This is a genomic window from Campylobacter sp. B0100352/1 (assembly GCF_020135855.1).
GTDB classification, from domain to species: domain Bacteria; phylum Campylobacterota; class Campylobacteria; order Campylobacterales; family Campylobacteraceae; genus Campylobacter_D; species Campylobacter_D taeniopygiae.
The window spans coordinates 27658-46394 of the sequence record NZ_JACHTP010000011.1; the positions used below are offsets into that span (position 1 = coordinate 27658).

An 18737-nucleotide genomic window follows, 5' to 3' on the forward strand; every position below is an offset into this window, starting at 1 on the left:
ATTTTCTACCATGAAAAAAGCTTTTACTCTTTTTGAATTCATCATTGCGCTTCTTTTAGCTGGAACAATACTTGCCATACTTTCTAAGCCTTTATGGGAATTTTATCAACTCAATAATAAAAATTTAAAATCAAAAGAACTTGCCACCAATACGCATTTAACACTACTTAAAATAGAAAAATTACTCCAATCTTGCATTGATATAAGTCTGGTAGATGAGTATTCTATCCATTGTTTTTTAAAAGATGATTTATTGATTCTTGAAAATAAAAAGACACGTTTGCTTAACTCCGCTTTGATTTTAAAAAATAATGCTACTTTATATTCTCCAAAAAGCGATTTGCAAACCCAACTTCAAAATAGAAAAGCACTTTATAAGGATGAGCAAAACATAGTTTATGGCTTACACAATCATCAAATTCAAAAAATTTTTATTCTATCGGAAAACAATCTTTCAAGTTCTTTTATTGGGGATTTTATACCTATAAGTGCTGAGTTAAATCTCATCTTTAAAGACAATCAAATTCATTATGAAATCAAGCCAAAATTTAACGATAAATTAAAACAAAAAGCCATCTTAGCTGAAAATATAAGTTTTTTCAAAATACAAAATTCCAAATTAAAAATATGTATGAAAAACCAAAAGCAAGAATATTGTCTTGAAAAAAGATTATTTTTATGAAAAAAGCTTATATTTTAATCACTCTCATAGTTTTAATATCTTTTTTAGGATTTTGGCTGAGTTTAAACACTACACTTTTAAGCTACACGCCAAGATTTATAAGAGATACGTATTATTATTTACAAGCACAAATACTCATTGATGAAAAACTCGCCAAATATTTATTATATAAAGCTAAATTAGAAAATAAAGAATGTTTAAATTCCATCACTTTAAACTATCCTAATCCAAATGATAAAATTCAAATCACTTATTATTACCCCATCGCTAAGTGTGAAGATTTTAAACTTATATCCATCAATCAAGACGCAAATTTAAGCAAAGATGGGATTATAATTGCTCATATTAGCATAGCCTTAAATTCTCAAAAAGGAGTTAATGATGAAATTTTAATCAATAAAACCTTCATTTTGCACACAAAAGAAAATTTCTGGCTTAAACCCAAAAAAACTAAATTATACTAGTCTAGACTCTAACTTTTTAGCCAAAGCAACACAAGCTTCAATACTTTGTTTTTCACACACAAAAAGATTTTTAAAATTCAAAAGCTTTTTTGCTGTACTATTTCCAATACTTATAGCGATATCATCTTCATGCAAACTATAATTTTTTAAAAAAATTTCCACGCTTAAAGCAGAAGTGAAAATAAATATTGAAGGATGTATTAAAATTTCACCGCTTGATTTAAAAACATTTTCATAAACAATAACTTCATCCAAATCAACACCATTATTTCTTAAATCTAAATTTAAACTCGAAGCTATGATTTTTGCTCTTAAATAAAGACATTTTTTATTTTCCAACTCTTCTTTAAATTCTTGAAAAAAATCACTAGCATAAGATTTTTTAGCAATTTTAATATTTTTAAATCCTAATTTTTGGGCAAAACAAGCCGTATTCTCGCCTATGGTATAAACTTCCATATCCAAATTTAAAGGAATTTTGTTTTTTTGTAGAGCTATTAAAGCATTTTTTGAAGTACAAATTAAAGCATCATATCGATCTAAATTGAGTTTAATATCAAAAAAAACAATCTCATTTAAGATAAGATTTTTCACTCCCTCAAAAGGAGCTTTATTTAGAAGATAAATTGGCACAAAAAGTTTCCTTAAGTTTCTTTGCACTTAAATAAGGATCACTAGCTTCCATAATGGCTCTAACAACAGCAATTCCAGTCAAAGCAATACCTTTTAATTCAGATATCACCTCTTCATCAATCCCGCCTATAGCCACTACAGGTATGGGGCTTTTTTTGCAAATTTGCCCTAAAGTTTCTAAACTTATAAGGGAGCTTTCTTTGGTTGGCGTTGCCCTAATTGCACCACAACCCAAATAATCAGCACCTTCTATAAAATCAAGTTGTTCTAAGGTTTTTAAACTTAAACCTATTATTTTTTTCTCTCCCAAAAGCTCCCTTGCGATCTTAACTTGCAAATCTTCTTGTCCTAAATGCACCCCATCGGCATTTAAAGCTAAGGCTATATCGATTCTATCATTAATTAAAAAAGGTATTTTATAAGTTTTACAAAGCTTTTGCACCTTTTTTCCTAGCTCATAAAACTCGCGAGAATTTAGTTCTTTTTCACGCAATTGAATTATACCAACTCCGCCTTTAATAGCATTTTCAAGTATATTTAAAAATACCTCATCGCTTCTTTTTCCTCTGCTTGCAACAAGATATAATTTTAAATCAAGATTATTTTTCACTTAAAAACCTATAAAAATGATTGGTTGGCCCACAACCTTTTCCTAAATTTAAAGAATAATAAATCGCATTTTTAACATATTCTTTTGCTCTGCTGACTGCTTCTAACAAATCATAACCCTTAGCCAAATTACTTGCAATAGCTGAAGAAAGAGTACAACCCGTTCCATGTGTATTTTTAGTTTCTATACGCTCACCTTTTAAAATATGGATTTCTTTGCCATCAAAGAGTACATCGTTTGCATTATTTTCACTATGTCCACCTTTAAGTAAAACGGCTTTAGCACCCAAAGTACATAAATATTTTGCCGCCTCTATCATTTCTTCTTCATTTTTTATTTTAAAACCACAAAGAAATTCCGCTTCTGGTATGTTTGGGGTGAGTAAATCCGCAAAAGCAACAATCGTTTTTTTAAAAAAATCACAATTTTCTTCAGGCATTAAAGCGTAACCATTTTTAGCAAACATCACAGGATCAATAACCAAATTTTGCGGTTTGTAAAGCTCTAAATTTTTCGCAACACAGCTCATAAGCTCACAACTTCCTATCATTCCTATCTTAGTTGCCTTTGGCACTATATCTTCAAAAACAGCTAACATTTGCTCATCCACGCTTGAAGTTGGTATATCATGTACTGAAATAACCCTTGCTGTATTTTCAGCCACAACACTTAAAATTACACTCATGCCAAAAAGCTCGTGAGCGCTAAAAGTCTTTAAATCCGCTTGAATTCCAGCTCCACCACTACAATCGCTTCCCGCTATTGTCAAAACAGGAATCAAATCACTCCCTTTTGCTCTCATCATCCCTCCTTTAAAATTTGAATTAATTTTTCACCCTCAAGGCTTAATTTTTTACCCTTAAAAGCGAGTTTTCCAAAAGCAACAATCAAAGCATGAAAAATCTGATAAAGCTCATAAAGCTCATAAGATTTGTTTAAAATTTTACATAAATCTTCTTGTTCGTTTTCTATACCACTTTGAAAAAATTCCCTTAATTCTTCATAATCTTCAAATTCATATCCTAAAAATAAAGCAAGTCTATGAGTGTAACTATCGACAACCAAAATTTCTCTTTTGCAAAGATAGTTTAAAATACTATCCACACTTTCAAAACCTAAACCTTTAATCTTTAAAAGCCATTCCCTAGAAACATTTTCCTTAAAATTATCCAAATCATTATATTTTTTTAAAATCGCTTCAATTAAATCTTTTAAACGCTTTGCTTTGGTATTGTAAAATCCACTTGGCTTTATAAGCAATGCAAGTTCATTATTTTCAATTTGACTAATTTGCTCTAAAGAAATGATTTGAGAATTTCTAAGATTATTTAAAGCTTTTAAGACATTATTCCAATTTGTATTTTGCGTTAAAATAACAGAAATTAATAATTCAACATCACTTAAGCCTTGATTTTCAAGCCAATCAAATTCTTTAAAATCCAAATTTAAACTCAACAATTTTTTAAAGATTTCTGCTCCGTTCATACAATATCCTTTGGGATATTTTGATTTTCATCTATTTTTCTTAAATATGTTAAAATAGCATCGATAACATCATCATCATCTTTGCTTCTTGCTTTGATAAATTCTTTCTCATCATTAAAATTTACAAATTGAATATTTTGTTCAAAATTGCTGATTATTTTAAATTTACCTAAAGCTAAAATTTTAATCATCATTAAAGATAAAAATTGCTTAGTATAAACATCAAGCTTACCAAAACGATCTTCGATTTCACCTTCGATTTCATAAATTTCATTGATTTTTTCACATTTACTTAAACGACGATAAATTTCAAGCCTAAGACGATCTTCAGAAATCAATTCTGAATTTAAAAAAGCATTGATATTTAATTTTAAATCAATTTTTTTCTCTTCAAAAATTTCTTTTTTTGTTAAAGCATTGAGTTCATCCTCTAGCATTTTCAAATAAAGACTAAGTCCTATTTGTTCCATATGCCCACTTTGATCAATTCCTAATAAATTTCCTCCACCTCTAATCTCAAGATCATGATAAGCCAAAACAGATCCTGCTCCTAAAAAAGAATTGCTTTCTAAAGAAATTAAACGTTTTAAAGCATCTTGAGTGATATTTTCTTTATTTTCAACTAAAAAATAACAATATCCTTGCTTATTACTCCTTCCAACTCTTCCACGCAATTGATGCAAATCAGCCATTCCAAAACGATCGCTTTTTTCTACAATCATAGTATTAGCATTGGCCAAATCAATACCATTTTCAACTATAGAAGTGCTTAAAAGCAAATCATATTCTTTATTTTCAAATTTAAGCATTTCTTCTTCTTGTACTTTTGCATCGATTTTAGAATGCAAGACTAAAATTTTTAAATTTTTAAAAAGTTCAAGCAAATGTTTTTTGCATTGTTCAATACTTGCTATGTGATTGTGAATATAAAAAATTTGCCCTCCACGTCTTAATTCTCTAGAAATAATTTCTTTTAAAAGCGCATCATCGCTTTCTTTAACAAAAGTTCTCACATCCAGTCTATCTTCTGGCGGGGTTTGCAATACACTATAAGATTTTATAGAGCTTAAAGCCTGATTTAAACTTCTTGGAATAGGAGTAGCTGACATGGATAAAAGATGTGAATTTTGGGTTAATTCTTTTAATTTTTCTTTTTGTTTTACTCCAAATTTATGCTCCTCATCAATAATCACAAGAGCTAGATTTTTACACTGTAAATTTAAAAGCGCATGAGTACCAACAATAACACAAGGTTTTTCTTGATCTAAATATTCTAAAAGTGCTTTTTTCTCTTTAGAATTTGTAAAACGATCAAGCTTAAAAATAGGAATTTCAAAATTTTCAAAACGTTTTTTCAAAGTCTTAAAATGCTGATGTGATAAAAGCGTCGTTGGCGCAAAGAAAAAAACACTAAATCCGCTTTTAACCACGGGATAAATGGCATTCATGGCAACTTCAGTTTTACCAAAACCTACATCTCCACTTAAAAGCCTGTCCATAACTTTACCGCTTTGAAAATCTTGTAAAATTTCCTCACACACCTTAACTTGATCTTCGGTATAGGAAAATCCGGCTTTTGAGGTAAAATATGCCTGTTGAGCATAATCAACTTTGATTGGCTTTGATTTAATCAAAGATCTTTTAGCCGCCATAGCAACAATCTCAGAAGCAATGGCTAAAAGCTTAACTTTTAATTTTTCTTTTAATTTAATAAAAGTGGTTTTTCCTAGACGATCTAAAAGTGGAATAGAACCACTTGTAGCTAAATATTTGTCTATAAGATATAAATTTTCAACTGGCAAAAGAAGTTTGTCACTATTTTGATATTCAATAGAAACAAATTCTTTTTTAGCTCCCGCTACGCTGATCATCTCAAGACCTAAAAATTTACCCACGCCATAATCTTCATGGACAATAAAATCGCCTTGTTTTAACTCATCTATGATTAAATTTGCTTTGCGTTTGTATTTTTGTTTTTCTTTTTTATTGAGTGAGATAATCAATTCTTCATGAGTGATTAAATTTAAAATCAACTCACTTTTTGCAAAATGAATATTTGAAAATTCACCTAATTCTAAAGCTTTAAAAAGAGCCTCATTTTTTGCCAATACCGTAATCTTTTTATTTTGATGAAAATAAAAAAAATCTTTATTATAAAAACTTTTTAAATCTTTATATTTTTTTGCTTCAGGTATAACTCGGGCATTGATCTTGCTTAAATCTTTTTGCCATTCCTGTTCATCAAATTTTTTAATACTAACAAAATCAAGCTCTAAATAATCATAAAAATCATCTATACACCAAAAGCCCAAAGAATTGATATCATTGATTAAAGTATTACTTTCAAAATGCTCTAAATTATTTTGAAAATTTTCATAATCTGAATTTGAAAAATGGTTTAAAAATGGACAAATTTCAAAACTCTCATATTCTTTAGCTATGGATTTTTGCGTCGCAAGATCAAATTTTCTAATGCTTTCTATCTCTTCATCAAATAATAAAATTCTAATTGGAGTCTCTTCATTGATGCAAAATATATCGATAACCTCACCTCTAATACTCACCTCACCTTTATCTTGCACCATATCAACAAATTCATAGCCTAATTTTACAAGTTCATCACGAAATTCATTGATTTTAAATGTATCTTTTTTAGATACAACATAATTTTTTAAATGATTTTTAGAGGGAAGTTTTTTTAAAACAGTAGATAATGGAGAGATTAAAATTTTATCATTGTTTTCTTTATGATAGGCATTTAAAACTTTACAAATTTCAAAAAGTTCTTTAGAAAATGCCCTTAGATCATCCCCAAATTCAGCCCTAAAATCCGGTAAAACAAAAGTTTTAAAACCTTGATAAAGAGAAACTTGAGTCAATAAAAAAGCTTCTTTATCATTTTCACAAAGCACAAGTTGCGGTGCTTTATTTTCTTGCAAGTATTCAAAAAAATTAGCTTGCATTTATTCTTCTGGTGTATTTTCTATTAATTTAACCGGTTCATCTTGCTTGATCTTGCTCACCCCATTAAAGCGTCCGCCATTTTCTATAGCTAATTCTTTAATATTGATATCTCCATTAACCATTCCACCGGTTAAAATTTCTAAACTATTTGCCTCTAATTCGCCCTCAAAATAACCATTTACAACGATTTTATCAGCCTTTAACTCGCCTTTTAAATTACCATTCTTACCGATCACTACAATACTTTCAGAATGTATAACTCCACTAAGCTCTCCATCCACATGGAGCATTGAGGCAAAATAAAATTTACCTTCTATTCTAGCACCTGAAGAAATTACTGTTGTTTCTGAGTTTGAGGTAGATGCTGCGCTGTGACTGCCTTTACTAAAGATTGCCATGGAACTCTCCTTTCTTGATTAAAAAAATTATTCATATTTTTTCTTTGTAAATTTAAAAAATATAATGGTTCTAGAGTTTTATTGATAAATCTCACCTCATAATGTAAATGCGGCCCCGTTGAAAGACCAGTATTTCCACTATATCCTATCAATTGTCCTTTAGTAACAAATTGCCCTGCTTTAACAACATCTCTGCGTGTCATATGCGCAAAAACAGTTTTAAAACCAAAATTATGGAGTAAAATAACATTATAGCCATATCCATTATCGCTATATCCTGCAAATTCCACAACCCCATTTGCTGTAGCATGTACAGGAGTGCCAATTTCTGCTCTTAAATCAATACCTGGATGAAATTCTTTTCTTTTTAAAAGCGGATGTTCTCTCCAACCAAAATTTCCCGTGATACCCTTATTTTCTATAGGCCACCCATTAGGAATTTGCTTTAAAATCTCAACTTGTTGCTCATTGGTTAATTTGAGATTTTCCAATCTATCTGTAATTGTAAGATTATTTTCAGCTTCTAAACCCAAAGCTTCCTCAAAAGAAGCAATTTTATCTTCGATAGCTGCGTATTGCTTTGCTTTTTCTTCAATTTTTTTCTGCATTTGAATATTAGAATGTTCAAGCTCTTTACTTTTTGCCAAAAGTTCTTCTCTTTTTTTACTCACATCTGTAACTTTACTGTCAAGATATTTGATATAAAAACCACTAAAAATTAAAAATAAAAGCACAAAAGCAATAATATAAATAAAAATTTTTTTAATAATCTGATTCAGATAAAAATGTTTAGAACCATTAATATCTGTGATTGTAATTGTAAATTTATTTTTTATCACTCCATTCCTTTAAAAAATTTTCTACTAAAGCAAAAGAACCAAATACTAAAGTTTTTTTCTGTTTTTCTAAAAAATTAAATTCTTCACATTTGATCCCTAAAATATTAGCTATATTATAAATTTCATTACTTATTAGCTTTCTTTCTATGCTAACATATTTGTATATTTTAATTGTATCAATAATAGGCTTTAATGTTTTTAAAATTTCAAAAACATCTTTATCTTGATAAGAATTATAAACCAAAATTATTTTTTCACCCATAAATTGATCACGCAAAGCAGCAGCTGCCATTACATTATGTCCAACATCTATATATAAATTTGGCTCTAATTGCTCAAGTCGCCCTTTAAGATTCAATCTTCCCAATTTAGCTAAAGCTGCTTTTATTTTTTCCTTAGAAAGTAATATCTCAAAAGCATTTAAAGCTAAGATTAAATTATGTTTTAAATATAAAGGTAAATTATATTTTTGGATATAATTTTGAATTAATGATAAATAATCGCCTTCAAAATTTGAAGCAAAGATAAGATCAATATTTTTTAGTTTAGCAATTTTTTTTGCCATTTGCAAAACAACTTCTTCTTGCTCTGATGAAATTAAAGTTTTTTTTGACATAACTTTAAGTTTAGTTCTTGCAATTTCTTCCAAAGAATCACCTAAAATTTGCATATGATCAAAACCTATTTTTGTAAAAATGCTCATTTTTTTTTCAAAAACTGAAGTTGCATCATATTCTCCACCTAAACCTGCTTCAAATATAATATAATCACATTCTCTAAAAAGCACAGCTGCAAGAAAAGTAGCGTATTCAAAATAGCTTAGCTTATTTAATGCTTCTTTGAAAATTTTTTCCAATTGCTCATGGGCTTGTTCTAATTCCTCATCACTAACTATATCTTTATTTTTATAAAAACGTTCCTTAAAGTCAAATATATGAGGACTGGTATAATGCCCAACGCTATATCCTACGTTTTCTAAAAGTTGGGCTAAAAAACGTCCGGTACTTCCTTTGCCATTAGTTCCAATGATTTGAATTACTGGTTTTAATAAAAGTTGATTTTTGCATTTTTCATACATTCTAAACATTAAAAAACGATCAATTCTATCATAGCAAAGACTTTTCTTTGCTAAAAAATCATTCACCTTATTCTGTATCATGTTTTTGATTTAAATCAGCAATTTGGCTTATTAATTCTTCTAAGATATTGATATCTGGATTACTTTGCTTATCTAAATAAGCTGTATCAATCTTTGGCGTAATAACATCTTGCTTATAAATAAAACGAAAATTCTCAATAGTCTTTAAATTATCATTTACAAGCCTAGAAACTTCTTCTTTGCTTTTCCCTGGAGAAATAATCAAATAGCTTTTTTCATCAATCATCCAAAGTTCATCAAATTCATTGCAACTATCTTTTAAAATTTTTTTAAAACGAACAAAAATTTCATTTAAACTCCCAACCCCATATTTTTCCATAATAAAACGATAGTTTTGTATAGAGAATAAAGCTAATGCATAATTTACTTTATATTTTTTGAAATTTTCATCCAATTTCTCAAGCTCTTTAACAACGGTCCAAGATTCTCTCTCTTCAAGACTTTGAGTGAATTCAATTTGGGTATTTAAAGAATTAATCTTTTCACTAAGCTGCTCAAGCTTTTTCTTTAAAAACTCAAAACTAATCTTAACCTCACCCTTTTCATCTGGATTTAAAGTATTAACAAAATCCATATTTTGCTGATTAGTCTTATTTAATAAGCTAAAAAGCTCATAGATCTTTTTTAAATTCTCATTGAAAAAATTTAAATTTTTTTGCACATACATATTATCAACCATCACTCGGTGACTAACAATTTCTAAAAGTTCATTTTTAAAATTATTTTCATTGATTAAAAAAGCTTTTTTAGATAAATTTTGTGAAAACCCTTGAATTTTAAGATCATCCACCAAAGAAGGATTTAAACAAGACGTTAAAAGTTCACAAAAATATTCTAAATTTCTTTCTCCAAGTTTATTTAAAAGTTTCTTAATTACTGTGTCAAAATCATCAAATTTACCAATACCATACTTTCTCATCTCATTATCAAAATCACTTTCTTCATAACTTTTTTCTAGTTCTTTCCATTTTTTGGAAAGCAAATAAATACTTTCGCTATCCATAGTTTTAGAAATTCTTATCGAAGTAATTTTTGCTAAATCTCTAATTTTTTTATCTTTGCTTACCTGTAAAGCCTTGCATAGAGTGGATAAAAAATCAAAAAATTCACTAAATTGCTTTCCACTTTGTCTATTAAGCACAGAAATTAAAAAAGTTATCAATTCCTCAATAGTACGAACAGGTTTTGAATCAAGTTCTTGTTGATAATTTGATAAAAGCAAAGCTTTGTATTTTTCCAATTTTACCTTGTTTAAGGTTGTAAGTTTATCTTTTTGTGCAATTTCTTCAAATACTTCAGTATAATTTTCAGGAGTAGGACGTAACTTCCTTTCCTTTAAAGCAATTAAAGTTTTTTTTGCGATTTCATTAATGTTGGGCAGCACGCTTATGACCTTTAATGGCTATAGCTGAAATAAATTCATCAAAAGCTTCACTTGAAGCAGAACGGATGGCATCATAACGTGCGGAATCACTTATGATACTATTAGGTGAAATATCAAAATTATAACTACCGCTTGTATTAAAATGCTCACTTGTACCATCTTTAAAGATAACATAAAATTCCAAATTTAATCTAGCTTTATAGCTTACAACATAGCCATTTTTATCATAAATTAAAGGAATAAAATCAAGATTATCCATCTTAACATTGATAATATCATCAGCCTCATGCTTTAAGGCAAGTTTTCTTCCAAGTTTAGAAATAACCATTTCCTTAAGAGTATCAGCCACAAAAATACTATTTTTAGGATCTTGAAGGTTTAATTCTACATTAACATAAACCTTCTCATCAAAGATATTATCGGCTATTTTTGAAGTTGGAACATAGCCACAAGCTGAAAAAAACAACACTATAAAACTAATAAAAACTTTTTTCATTTGATCACCAAATTAACCAATTTTCCTTCAATGTAAATTTCTTTGACTATATTTTTATCTTGAATCCATTTAAAAACGCTTTCTTTAGCTGTTTTTAGAATTTCATCTTTGCTAGCAGAACTTGAAATTTCTATCTCTGCGCGTTTTTTTCCATTGACACTTACGGCTAGATTTAGCGCATCTTTTACAAAAACTTCTTCTTTTAATTCTAAAATTTTAAAATTTTCACATCCAAAAAGGTGCTCACTTAATTCAAAGCAAACATGAGGAATAATAGGCTCTAAAATATTTAAGATGATATAAAAAGCTTCTTGTTCTAAAGCTTCATTCTTGCAATTTGAAAGTGCGTTTAAAGCCTCCATGCAAGATGCAATCAAAGTATTAAATGCAAAGGTTTGAGTATATACTTCTTCAGATTTTTTCAAAGCTTCATATACTTTTAATCTCGCATATTTTTCTTCTTTATTTAAATTTTCTTGCTTAAGCTCTAAAAGCTTTCCTTTTTTAACATTTTGCGCCTTATCATAAAGTCTGCAAATAAATCTATAGGCACCCTCAAGCGCATCATCATTCCACTCTAACTCTTTCGCAGGTGGTGCAGCAAATAAAATAAATAATCTTGCCGTATCGGCTCCATATTTTTTAATAATATCATCAGGATCTACAACATTGCCTTTAGACTTTGACATCTTAGCCCCATCCTTTAAAACCATACCTTGAGTTAAAAGTCTATCAAAAGGCTCACTATCATTTAAATATCCTAAATCTCTTAAAGCTTTTTGAAAAAATCTTGCATAAAGCAAATGTAAAATAGCATGTTCAATACCGCCAATATATTGATCAACATTCATCCAATATTTCATACTTGATTCATCCAAGGCTTTTTCTTGCCAAGTTTTCTCGTCACTTGCAAAACGTGCAAAATACCAAGAACTTTCAAAAAAAGTATCTAAAGTATCTGTTTCTTTGCAGGCTTTAAGACCACATTTTGGACAAGTGCATTCTTTCCAAGTTGGGTGCTTTTCTAAAGGATTTCCTTCTCCGGTGATCTCTATATCTTCAGGTAAAACAACAGGAAGATTTTCTATTTTTTGTGGAACTATGCCACATTTTTCACATTTAATCATAGGAATAGGAGCACCCCAATACCTTTGACGCGAAACCCCCCAATCTCGAATTTTGAAATTAATGGTTCTTTTCCCTATATTTTCTTTTTCAAATAAGGCAATGATTTTATCTCTTGCTATATTACACTCAATTTCGCTAAATTCACCACTTTCTATGAGTTTTCCTGATTTTTGTGTATATGGAAGTTTGGAATCACACTCGATCACTTTTTTAATTTCAAGCTTATATTTATTTGCAAATTCAAAATCCCTCTCATCGTGTGCAGGAACAGCCATAACTGCACCACTCCCATAATCAGATAAAACAAAATTAGCAACCCATACAGGAATTTTTTCTTTTGTTAAGGGGTGCAAAGCGTAAATATCTAAAAAATAGCCCTCTTTTTCAGCACTTTGTCTTTCTCTTGGAGTTTGATTTTGAATTTGCTTGATTTTTTCGATTAGCTTAGAATCTAAATGAGAATGATTCATAAGATTTTGGACAATTTTATGATCAACTGATAAAGCAATATAACTTACCCCATATATCGTATCAGCACGTGTAGTGAAAACATTAATATGATCTTCTTGGCTTTTTTCTTGGCTTTTTTCATCTAAAATAAGCTTAAATTCAAGACCTTCACTTTTACCTATCCAGTTTTCTTGCATTGTTAATACTTGATTTGGCCACTTATCCTTCAAATTTTTAAGCTCTTTTAAAAGCTCATCCGCATAAGCTGTGATTTTTACATAATATCCTGGCATCTTTTTTTGGACAACTTCATGCCCACAACGCCAACATTTTCCATCTTCAACTTGCTCATTTGCTAAAACCGTTTGATCTTGCTCACACCAATTAACATTAGCTTCTTTAGTATAAATCAAGCCTTTTTCATACATTTTAATAAAAAATTCTTGTTCAAATTTTGTATAAAGTGGATCAGAAGTAGCTAAAATTCTTTTTTTTGAAAAAGAAAAACCTAAAGAAAAAAGTTCATTTTTCATATAATCTATATTTTCATAAGTCCAAGATTTTGGATGCACCTTATGTTTAATCGCAGCATTTTCAGCGGGCATACCAAAACTATCAAAACCGATAGGATGCAAAACATTGTAACCTATTTTTCGGTAATATCTCGATATAGCATCCCCTATGCTATAATTTCTAACATGTCCCATGTGGATGCGCCCACTTGGATAAGGAAACATTGATAAAATATATTTTTTAGGCAAAGAAAAATCATTTTTTGGTTCAAAATAATCATTTTGAACCCAAATTTCTTGCCATTTTTTTTCTATACTCTTTGCTTCATAAGCCATCAATTATTCTCCTTAAACTATTCCTTTTTCATACATAGAACGATTACGTTCTTTTTCTTGTTTTCTTTTGAGTTTTTCAAGCTCTTTATTTCTAAAATCAAGCACATTAAATTTAAACCAAAGTAAAGTCGGACTTGCTACGAAAATAGAACTTAAGGTTCCTGCTACAATACCCACTATAAGCGCTAAAGAAAATCCCTGTATCATTTCTCCGCCAAAAAAATACAAAATAACTACTGTAGCTAAAGTAAGCCCTGATGTTAAAATAGTCCTTGATAAAGTTGCCGATACACTTTCATTAATAATAGGTGCAAGCTCTGTTCTTTTGCTTGTTTTAATCCCTTCTCTTATCCTATCAAAAATAATGATTGTATCATTCAAAGAATATCCAAGCACAGTTAAAACTGCAGCTAAAGTATCCAAATTAACATCAATCTTAAAAAGAGAAATCGCACCCAAAGTTATGATCACATCGTGAATTTCACTAATAATTGCAGCCATAGCAAAACGCCACTCAAAACGAACTGCTAAATAAATTAAAATAGCGATCAATGAAATAACAACAGCGGTAATCCCTTTATTTCTAAGCTCATCTCCAACTTTTGGGCCTACAACATCAGCTCTACGAACTTCGAATTTTCCAGTATCTTTTAAAATTTCACTGATATAAGCGCTAATATCATTTCCTAGGCTATCATTACTTCCTAAAAAACGAATGGTTACTTCATCTTTATTGCCAAATTCTGTCACAGATAGACTTTGAAAACCACCTTTTTTTTCTAAAAGCTCACGAATTTGAGGTATAGGGGCAACTTCATTATCATATTTAAGCTGAATCAAAGTTCCTCCACTAAAATCAATACCATATTGCAAACCTCTATCCCAAAGCAAATAAATTGATCCAAAAAATAGAAAAAAAGAAAGAGAAATTGCAGCAAATCGCATTCTCATAAAATCATAAATTTTCTTCTCGCTAAAAAACTGCATTATTTTCTCCTATATCCAAACCAAAATTTTGTATCATTGCTTTTTTCAATACGATGCATAAATAAATCAAACATTCCATGAGTTCCTAAAATAGCAGTGATCATAGAAACAACTATACCTATACCCAAAGTTACAGCAAAGCCTTTAACCGATCCTGTTCCATAAATATAAAGCACAACTGAAGTAACCAAAGAAGTAATATTAGAATCCACAATGGCACTCATAGCATTTTTATAGCCTTGCTCTATACTTGTTTTTATTTTTACTCCATCTCGCAAAAGCTCTCGGATACGTTCATTGATAATTACATTAGCATCCACAGCCATCCCCACAGTTAAAACAAGTCCTGCCATACCTGGTAGAGTTAAAGTAGCTCCAAACATTGCCATAATAGCAACAACAACTAAAATATTAACTATCATTGCAATATTAGCAAAAACTCCAGCTACGCGGTAATAAATTATCATAAAAACTATAATAAAAATAGACGCACCCGTTAAGGCCATCATACTCATTTTTATACTATCAGCACCTAAAGATGGTCCTATACTTCTTTGTTCTAAAAGTTTAACCGGTGCTAATAAAGCTCCACTTCTTAAAGCTACAGCTACATCACGGGCTTCTTCTTGGGTAAAAGCTCCACTAATTTGACCACTTCCTCCGCCTATTCTTTCATTAATAGATGGAGCAGAATAAACTTTATTATCCAGCACGATTGCTAAACGTTTGCCAACATGAGATCCTGTATAATCAGCAAATTTTTTTGCACCTTCAGAATTTAAAGTAAAATTAATCACCGGATAATTACTTTTATCACTAAAACCAACCCTAGCATCTGTCAGCATTGATCCATCTAAAATAGGAACACTTTTTAACGGATATTTTAAATTTGGATTTCTAGAATCTGGGACTAAAATAAGCCCATAACTCGCTGCCTCTGCATCGCTCATAGTTGCAGCTTCTCCCATTTTAGAATCATCCACTTCCATAAGTTGCAAATGTGCTGCTTTGGTAATACGTTCCTTTGCTCTTAATTCATCTTCTTTGGTTTTAATACCCGCAAGTTCAACCAAAATTTTATCTTCACCCTGTCTAGCAACTGTAGGTTCAGCAAGTCCGAATTGATCTAAACGATTTCTGATCGTTTCAACAGCTTGTAAAAGTGCAAAATTTTCGATATTTTTAACTTCTTCTTGAGTGAAAGAAATTTGATAATGCATATTTTCATTTTGGATTTTCAAACCCTTAATTTCTTTAAGCAAATCATCTACTTTAGATACATCTGCATTATCAAGTAAGGTAAATTCTAATTTATCTCCATGAGTGCTTAATCCATCATTTAAAATATTCTCTTTATTAAAAGAATAATTTAAAGAAGAGGCAATAGACTTGATTTTAGATTTTACTGCTTCTTCATTATCCACTCCTAAAAGCATATAAAGTCCGCCTTGTAAATCAAGACCTAGATTAATTTTGGCGCCTTTTTGAGATTGCAAAAAAGAAGGAAGTGAAAAAATCACTCCAAAGATAAAAACCGCTATAAAAACAATCAGTCTATAGGTTAGTTTAGAATTACGCATCAATTTTCTTTGCTACAAATTCTCGCGAAATTTTCGCAGTAACATTGTCTTCATTAAGCTTAACTTTGATAAAATCCTCTTCTGGTTTTACAACTTCACAAATAAGTCCACCAGTAGTAATGATTTTATCGCCTTTTTGCAAAGAATTAAGCATATCTTTATGAGTTTTTGCTTGTTTTTGCTGCGGTCTTATTACTAAAAAATAAAAAATAGCAAATAAAACAACAAGAGGTAACAATGAGGTTAAAATTGACTTTTCTTCCATATTTTTCCTTTATTCCAAAAAAATTAAATACTAATTCTACCATTTTTAAAATAATAAAAGTCTTTTTTGTTGCAATTTTACTTTCAAATCCAATTTATTTATCTTTTTTTGAAAACATTTTTACCCAAACTATAAGTCCATTTTTAGCGATTTGGGGCTTAATATTACTTTTAAAACATAAAAAAGCCAAAGAATACTTTTGGATAGGTTTTTTTACAGGAATACTTTGGTTTTGGTGGATAGGACTTTCCTCAATTTATTTTAATCTTAGTTATTTAGTTCCCATTATCATCTTTTTTATAGGATTGTTTTATGGCTTACTTTTTAGAATTTGTCATTGGTTAAAATTTGATTTTTTAAGACTTTGTGGAATTTTTTGCCTTAGTTTTATCCATCCCTTTGGATTTGATTGGCTAAATTGGGGAATATTTACTGTTTATGGTTTTTTTGATACAAGTTATAAGGGCGTTATTTCTATTTTTCTAATCGCTTATTTTATTTATGAAGGTTATATTTCAAGATATTACAAAATAGCCATAGTTTTAATTTTGTTTTTCATGGGATTACAATACAATGAAAAACAAGCTCAAAAACTAGACATATCTTACAAATTAATCAATACAAATATATCTCAAGATCAAAAATTTTTAGCAGAAAATATAAAATCCAATACAGAATTTCTTTTAAAAGAAATCATTGAGGCAATTAAAGAAAACAAAAAATTAGTGATTTTACCTGAAACCGCTTTTCCTTTTGATTTGAAAAATACTCCTTATGAAAATTTACTCAAAAATTTATCTTATCAAATCACAATTATCACTGGAGCTTTTAATAGCGAAAATGATCATATTTACAACAGCACTTATATTTTTAAAGAAGGCAATGTCTATATACTTAATAAACATTATCTAGTTCCATTTGGAGAAGAAATTCCAATCTTTAAAGATCTCATTCAAAAATATTTTTTACCTAACACTCAAGAATTTTCTAAAGGCCCTATTCAAAGTAAATATAAACTCGATCATAAAATCATCACCAATGCAATTTGCTATGAAGCAACCAAAGAAAAAAATTATCAAAATTCTCAAATTATCATAGCCATAAGCAACAATGCTTGGTTTAATCACTCAAGCGAATATAAACTTCAACAATTATTGATGAAATTTTATGCAAGTAAATATGGAGTAAGCGTTTATCATGCAGTTAATGGCAAAGAAAATACCCTAATAACCCCTAAAAAAATGTTAAGCAAAAGTTGGATGAAAGTATTTAAGAAATTTCATAAATCTTAATCATCCAATTCTTCACACATTTTTTCAAATTCTTGATAGTATTTCCAAGAAGCTACTATATCTGGGCGATGTTGCTTGATATAGGACAAATGATTTAAATTCATAATTTGCATAAATTTTGTTCTTAAAAAATGATTATTTTTTAAGAACAATAAAATATCTTTTTCTGATAATTTTTTATTTTTTTCTATATTTTTTTGCTTTTCTAGGGAAGAAAAAAGAGTATTTAAATATTTTTCAATTTTATCTTTAAAAGATTTTATGCATTCAAAAAATAAATTTTCATCACTTTTATTTAGCAAAATTATAAATTTATCAAAATTAAAATTTAAAAATTTATTTAATTTTATATAATTTAATTCTTCATAATCAAATCCTTTATATTTATCATCTATAGTTATAATTATTTTTTTACCTATAAGAGTAAATAGATTTAATTTTATAGGTAGCCATGTATTATATTCTCCAAAATTATGTTCATAAAATTTACTATCTTTAATATTTGGTTTTTCAATATTAAAGATAGTGTTTAGCTTACACAAAGTTTGGAAAGTTTTATCATGTAATATCTCACTCATATCAATAAAATATGTATTTTTTATATTTAGTAACTTTGCGGTTAAAACATCATGAAAATAGTAAGATAAACCATGTTTTTGAAGAACTCTATTTATAGCATTTAAAGTTGGCTTTTCTGCTTTACCTATCTCATCAACGTATGCTATTCTATTTTTTAAAAAAAAATCAATATTAAAATCAAACTCAAGTTCATCAATAAAATTTATATTCCGTCTATTTAAATTTAAAAAGGCTTTTAAAATACTAATAGGATCTCTAACTAAACATAAATTATTTTTAACATTAATCAAATAATAATTTTTTTGATTAAAATATTCTCTAATCTGAAAATAAATCTTGCTATTTGATTTTTTCAAAAATAATAATTTATTATAACAATTGCAATAATCCAAAAATGGATTATTATTTTCATAATAGACGTATATCATATTTAATTTTTTCATAAAACTACTAAAACCAAAATTCCCTACCCCATGACTCCCCCAAAACACAAA

Annotated in this window: 18 protein-coding genes; 3 read left to right on the forward strand and 15 right to left on the reverse strand. The window is 29.0% G+C overall.

Going from position 1 to position 18737, the window contains the following annotated elements:
• The first annotated feature begins 10 nt into the window (after nt 1-10).
• The gene (locus H2279_RS04520) at nt 11-682 is read left to right on the forward strand and encodes a hypothetical protein (RefSeq protein ID WP_337195753.1); all 672 of its coding nucleotides are present in this window, start codon (nt 11-13) and stop codon (nt 680-682) included.
• The gene (locus tag H2279_RS04525) at nt 679-1146 is read left to right on the forward strand and encodes a hypothetical protein (protein ID WP_337195754.1); all 468 of its coding nucleotides are present in this window, start codon (nt 679-681) and stop codon (nt 1144-1146) included. The genes H2279_RS04520 and H2279_RS04525 overlap by 4 nt, the downstream gene beginning before the upstream one ends.
• Here the strand turns inward: H2279_RS04525 and H2279_RS04530 are convergent.
• Genes H2279_RS04530 through yajC form a run of 14 tightly spaced genes read right to left on the reverse strand, consistent with a single transcriptional unit; the run spans nt 1138 to nt 16372 of the window.
• Nucleotides 1138-1779, reverse strand: coding sequence for a uroporphyrinogen-III synthase (locus H2279_RS04530; RefSeq protein WP_337195755.1), 642 nt, complete (start codon nt 1777-1779; stop codon nt 1138-1140). The two genes, H2279_RS04525 and H2279_RS04530, sit on opposite strands and share 9 nt — an antisense overlap.
• Nucleotides 1757-2389, reverse strand: coding sequence for a thiamine phosphate synthase (gene thiE, locus H2279_RS04535; protein ID WP_337195756.1), 633 nt, complete (start codon nt 2387-2389; stop codon nt 1757-1759). Before thiE ends, H2279_RS04530 begins: the two co-directional genes overlap by 23 nt.
• Nucleotides 2379-3191, reverse strand: coding sequence for a bifunctional hydroxymethylpyrimidine kinase/phosphomethylpyrimidine kinase (gene thiD, locus H2279_RS04540; protein WP_337195757.1), 813 nt, complete (start codon nt 3189-3191; stop codon nt 2379-2381). Before thiD ends, thiE begins: the two co-directional genes overlap by 11 nt.
• A complete protein-coding gene (locus H2279_RS04545) occupies nt 3191-3874 on the reverse strand; it encodes a 3-methyladenine DNA glycosylase (protein WP_337195758.1) in 684 nt (227 codons plus the stop codon). The genes thiD and H2279_RS04545 overlap by 1 nt, the downstream gene beginning before the upstream one ends.
• A complete protein-coding gene (locus H2279_RS04550) occupies nt 3871-6837 on the reverse strand; it encodes a DEAD/DEAH box helicase (protein ID WP_337195759.1) in 2967 nt (988 codons plus the stop codon). The genes H2279_RS04545 and H2279_RS04550 overlap by 4 nt, the downstream gene beginning before the upstream one ends.
• The gene (locus H2279_RS04555; protein WP_137623428.1) at nt 6838-7236 is read right to left on the reverse strand and encodes a bactofilin family protein; all 399 of its coding nucleotides are present in this window, start codon (nt 7234-7236) and stop codon (nt 6838-6840) included.
• A complete protein-coding gene (locus H2279_RS04560) occupies nt 7173-8075 on the reverse strand; it encodes a M23 family metallopeptidase (protein ID WP_137623429.1) in 903 nt (300 codons plus the stop codon). Before H2279_RS04560 ends, H2279_RS04555 begins: the two co-directional genes overlap by 64 nt.
• Nucleotides 8062-9234 carry a Mur ligase family protein gene (locus H2279_RS04565; protein WP_442862187.1) on the reverse strand — a complete coding sequence of 391 codons (1173 nt, stop codon included), beginning with the start codon at nt 9232-9234 and terminating at the stop codon, nt 8062-8064. The genes H2279_RS04560 and H2279_RS04565 overlap by 14 nt, the downstream gene beginning before the upstream one ends.
• Nucleotides 9221-10618, reverse strand: a complete 1398-nt coding sequence (locus H2279_RS04570; protein WP_337195760.1) for a hypothetical protein — start codon at nt 10616-10618, stop codon at nt 9221-9223. The genes H2279_RS04565 and H2279_RS04570 overlap by 14 nt, the downstream gene beginning before the upstream one ends.
• Nucleotides 10602-11114 (reverse strand): LPS assembly lipoprotein LptE, encoded by a 513-nt coding sequence (lptE, locus tag H2279_RS04575; protein ID WP_137623432.1) that lies wholly within the window; start codon nt 11112-11114, stop codon nt 10602-10604. Before lptE ends, H2279_RS04570 begins: the two co-directional genes overlap by 17 nt.
• Entirely contained in the window at nt 11111-13540 is a 2430-nt protein-coding gene (leuS, locus tag H2279_RS04580) for a leucine--tRNA ligase (RefSeq protein ID WP_337195761.1), read from the reverse strand. Before leuS ends, lptE begins: the two co-directional genes overlap by 4 nt.
• Before the next feature lie 12 nt (nt 13541-13552).
• Nucleotides 13553-14527, reverse strand: a complete 975-nt coding sequence (gene secF / locus H2279_RS04585; protein ID WP_137623433.1) for a protein translocase subunit SecF — start codon at nt 14525-14527, stop codon at nt 13553-13555.
• Entirely contained in the window at nt 14527-16107 is a 1581-nt protein-coding gene (gene secD / locus H2279_RS04590) for a protein translocase subunit SecD (RefSeq protein ID WP_337195762.1), read from the reverse strand. The genes secF and secD overlap by 1 nt, the downstream gene beginning before the upstream one ends.
• Nucleotides 16100-16372, reverse strand: coding sequence for a preprotein translocase subunit YajC (gene yajC / locus H2279_RS04595; RefSeq protein WP_137623435.1), 273 nt, complete (start codon nt 16370-16372; stop codon nt 16100-16102). The genes secD and yajC overlap by 8 nt, the downstream gene beginning before the upstream one ends.
• Between yajC and H2279_RS04600 the strand changes: the two genes are divergently transcribed.
• On the forward strand, nt 16345-17664 hold the full coding sequence (locus tag H2279_RS04600; protein WP_337195763.1) for an apolipoprotein N-acyltransferase: 1320 nt from the start codon (nt 16345-16347) through the stop codon (nt 17662-17664). The two genes, yajC and H2279_RS04600, sit on opposite strands and share 28 nt — an antisense overlap.
• On the opposite strand, the gene H2279_RS04605 is transcribed toward H2279_RS04600, so the two are convergent.
• Nucleotides 17661-18737 (reverse strand): DUF2972 domain-containing protein (locus tag H2279_RS04605; RefSeq protein WP_337195764.1); only part of this gene is annotated, 1077 nt, incomplete at its 5' end. The two genes, H2279_RS04600 and H2279_RS04605, sit on opposite strands and share 4 nt — an antisense overlap.